General features: G+C 72.5%; 4 protein-coding genes. 1 reads left to right on the forward strand and 3 read right to left on the reverse strand.

The window, feature by feature from the left end:
- From ACFVGO_RS22160 to ACFVGO_RS22170, 3 genes are all read right to left on the reverse strand, one after another.
- A partial coding sequence (locus ACFVGO_RS22160) for an NADH-quinone oxidoreductase subunit C (protein ID WP_380633562.1) occupies positions 1-563 on the reverse strand: 563 nt, incomplete at its 3' end.
- Positions 560-1,270, reverse strand: a complete 711-nt coding sequence (locus ACFVGO_RS22165; RefSeq protein ID WP_359902893.1) for an NADH-quinone oxidoreductase subunit B family protein — start codon at positions 1,268-1,270, stop codon at positions 560-562. The genes ACFVGO_RS22160 and ACFVGO_RS22165, both read right to left, overlap by 4 nt.
- Positions 1,261-1,677, reverse strand: a complete 417-nt coding sequence (locus ACFVGO_RS22170; RefSeq protein WP_359902891.1) for an NADH-quinone oxidoreductase subunit A — start codon at positions 1,675-1,677, stop codon at positions 1,261-1,263. Before ACFVGO_RS22170 ends, ACFVGO_RS22165 begins: the two co-directional genes overlap by 10 nt.
- Positions 1,678-1,965: 288 nt before the next feature.
- On the opposite strand from ACFVGO_RS22170, the gene ACFVGO_RS22175 reads away from it, so the two are divergent.
- A complete protein-coding gene (locus ACFVGO_RS22175) occupies positions 1,966-3,186 on the forward strand; it encodes a sensor histidine kinase (protein ID WP_380351312.1) in 1,221 nt (406 codons plus the stop codon).
- Positions 3,187-3,295 lie beyond the last annotated feature (109 nt).

Genomic DNA, 3,295 nt, shown 5'->3' on the forward strand with positions numbered 1-3,295 from the left:
GTGCCCTTGAGCGGCCCCCACTCGTTCGGGTCCGGCACGCCGGCCGGCTGCATCTTGCGCCGGGCCGGCCCGCCGCCGTGATCGGACTCGCCCGGCTCCTTGGCGCCCGGCCAGTCCTTGGCGACCCGCGCCGCGAGCACGAACTCCTTGCGCAGCGGGTTCCCCTCGAAGCCGTCCGGCAGCAGCAGGGTGGCGAGGTGGGGGTGCCCGGGGAAGTCGATGCCGAACATCTCGTGGGTCTCGCGCTCGTGCCAGGCGGCACCGGCGTAGACGGCGACGGCGGTGGGCAGCGCCGCCCTGTCGCGCGGCACCCGGGTGCGCAGCGCGAGGTGCCGCACGCCCGGCGCCTCGACGGCGGCCAGGTGCGCGACCACCGAGAAGCCCTCGGCGAGCTCGTCGACGGCGCTCAGCCAGTCGAAGAAGCCCAGCCCCAGGACGTCCCGGGCGTTGGTGAGCGCCTCGATCCAGTTCTCGGCCGGGACGTCGACGGTGATCAGCCCGTACGCCTCGGCGCCGGTCGCCCACTCCCCGACCGACGCCGCGCACTGCTCGGCGGAAGTCACGAGACCCCTCCCTCGGTCGAAGAGCCGGCCGGAGCCCCGGTCGGGGATCCGGCCTCGGGAACGTCCCCGGAGCCCGTCCCGGTGCCCTGCGAGGGCCCGGTCACCAGCGGACGGCGCAGCGCCGACGCGGGCGCCGCGTAGCGGTCCGGCAGGGACTCGGCGGCGATCTTCTCCTGGAGCTTGAGGATGCCCTGGAGCAGCGCCTCCGGCCGCGGCGGGCAGCCGGGTACGTAGACGTCCACCGGGATGATCTGGTCCACGCCCTTGGTGACCGAGTAGGAGTCCCAGTACGGGCCGCCGGAGTTGGAGCAGGCGCCGAAGGAGATGACGTACTTCGGCTCGGGCATCTGCTCGTAGAGGCGCTTGACGGCGGGCGCCATCTTGTCGGTCACCGTCCCGGAGACGATCATCAGATCGGCCTGCCGGGGTCCGGGAGCGAACGGGATGACACCCATCCGGATGAAGTCGTGCTTGGCCATGGACGCGGCGATGAACTCGATCGCGCAGCAGGCCAGGCCGAAGTTGAAGCACCAGAGGCTGTAGCGGCGGCCCCAGTTGAGCACCACCTTGACCGGGTCCGGCGCGAGCCGGGCCAGCGGGCCGATGCCGCGGCGCTCGACGGCGCCGGGGCGCGCGGGGTCCGGCAGGCCGAGCGGAACGGGACCGCCCTCGGCGCCGCCGTGCGAGTGGGAGTGCGTCACGTCCATTCCAGAACGCCCTTCTTCCAGGCGTAGAGCAGCCCGACCGCGAGGAAGCCGATGAACAGGAACATCTCGATCAGGGTTCCGGCGCCGTACCCTGCGGTGGCGAAGACGGTCGCCCAGGGGAACAGGTAGATCGCGTCCACCGCGAAGATCACGTACAGGAAGGCGTACACGTAGTAGCGGATCTGGGTGTGCGCCCAGTCCTCGCCCACCGGGTCCACTCCGCACTCGTACGTGAGGAGTTTCTCGGGCGAGTACACCACGGGTCGCAGCAGCCGGTTGGCGGTGAACGCCACGGCGACGAAGAGCACCCCGACGACGGCCAGCAGACCCATCGCGGCGTACGCGTCGAAGTAGCCGCTGCCGACCGCCGGGTCGGCCGCGACGGCAGCCGCGTGCTTCCCCTCCATGCCTTCGCCTCCACCTCGACCGAGAACCCGCCCTAAGGACAGTTCTACGACGTTTACTCTCACGGGCCTAACGATGGCCAAAGCGTGAGTCTAAGGGGACCGCTCCGCTCCGCCCGAAACCTGCTCGGTCCGCAAGACGGCCGGTGGACACCGTGGCGGACCGCCGGCGACCGGGCCCGGGGGTGGGGTTAACCCCCGGCCGGGAAGATGTATCACCCCCATGGCATCCCCCGCCCGCGGTTCGGGAAGCTTGGTCCAGCCGCACGACGAAGAGGGACGGTAGATCCGATGAAGCCGCTGCACCGCGCCGTGGACGCCATCAAGGAGCAGGACGCTCGGATGGAGCGCCCGCCGCTGTACGGCAGGAGGATGTGGCACCAGGTCGGACGACTGCTGCTCAACCTGCCGCTCGGCATCTTCGGCTTCGTGCTGGCCGTGGCCACGCTCTCGGTCGGCCTGGGGCTGTCGATCACCGTGATCGGCCTGCCGCTGCTGGCCGGCGGCCTGGCGCTCTCGCGCTCCCTGGGCGCGCTGGGCCGGCGGCGGGCACGGTCGGCCTACGACTCCGGGATCGACGAGCCGCAGCCGGTGGAGCCGCGCCGCCCGGGGATGGTGGGCTACACCATCGCCCAGCTCACCGACCTGCTGAACTGGCGCTCGGCGCTCTACAACGTGCTGATGCTGCCCTGGGGCGTGCTCAGCTTCGCGCTGACCCTGATCTCGGTGATCGCGCTCTGGCCGGTGCTGCCCTGGGTGGTCCGCGGGCTGGCCGCGGTGGACCGCATCCTGATCGAGTCGCTGCTCTTCCCGGGCGCCCTGGCCGAGCGGGTGCGCGAACTGGAGGACGACCGCGGCACCGTGGTCGACACCGCCGCCGCCGACCTGCGCCGGATCGAGCGCGACCTGCACGACGGGGCCCAGGCCCGGCTGGTCGCGCTGGCGATGGACCTCGGCATGGCCAAGGAGCGGCTGCGCGAGGTGGAGTCCGAGGACGACATGGCGGCCGCCACCAGGATGGTCGACAACGCCCACGGCGAGGTGAAGCTGGCCCTCCAGGAGCTGCGCGACCTGGCCCGCGGCATCCACCCGGCGGTGCTCACCGACCGCGGCCTGGACGCCGCGCTGTCCTCGGTCGCCGCCCGCTGCACCGTCCCCGGCGGGGTCCGGGTGAACGTCGACCTGACCGGCCCGGACGGGGAGCCCGAGCGCCCCGACTCGGCGGTCGAGGGCATCGCCTACTTCACCGTCAGCGAGTTGCTGACCAACGTCTCCAAGCACGCCGGCGCCCGCTCCGCCTCGGTCGAGGTCTGGCGCTCGGAGCACCAGCTGATGGTGCTGGTCCAGGACGACGGCAAGGGCGGCGCGGCCCCCTACCCGGGCAGCGGACTGGCCGGGCTGGCCGAGCGGATCCGCGCGGTGGACGGGGTCTTCCTGGTGGAGAGCCCCGAGGGCGGCCCGACCACCGTCACCGTCGAGCTGCCCTGGCGCACCCGCGCCGCCCGCCGCTGAGCGCCCCCTCCCCCGGACACGGCAGGGGGGCGGGGGGTCCTCGGAGGAGAGGAAGGGGGGCCGGGAGCCGTGACGGATGCGCCTCCTTCCTCTTGACCCTTCTTATGCG

The sequence above is a fragment of the Kitasatospora sp. NPDC057738 genome (assembly GCF_042798815.1).
GTDB classification, from domain to species: Bacteria; Actinomycetota; Actinomycetes; order Streptomycetales; family Streptomycetaceae; genus Kitasatospora; species Kitasatospora lactacystinica.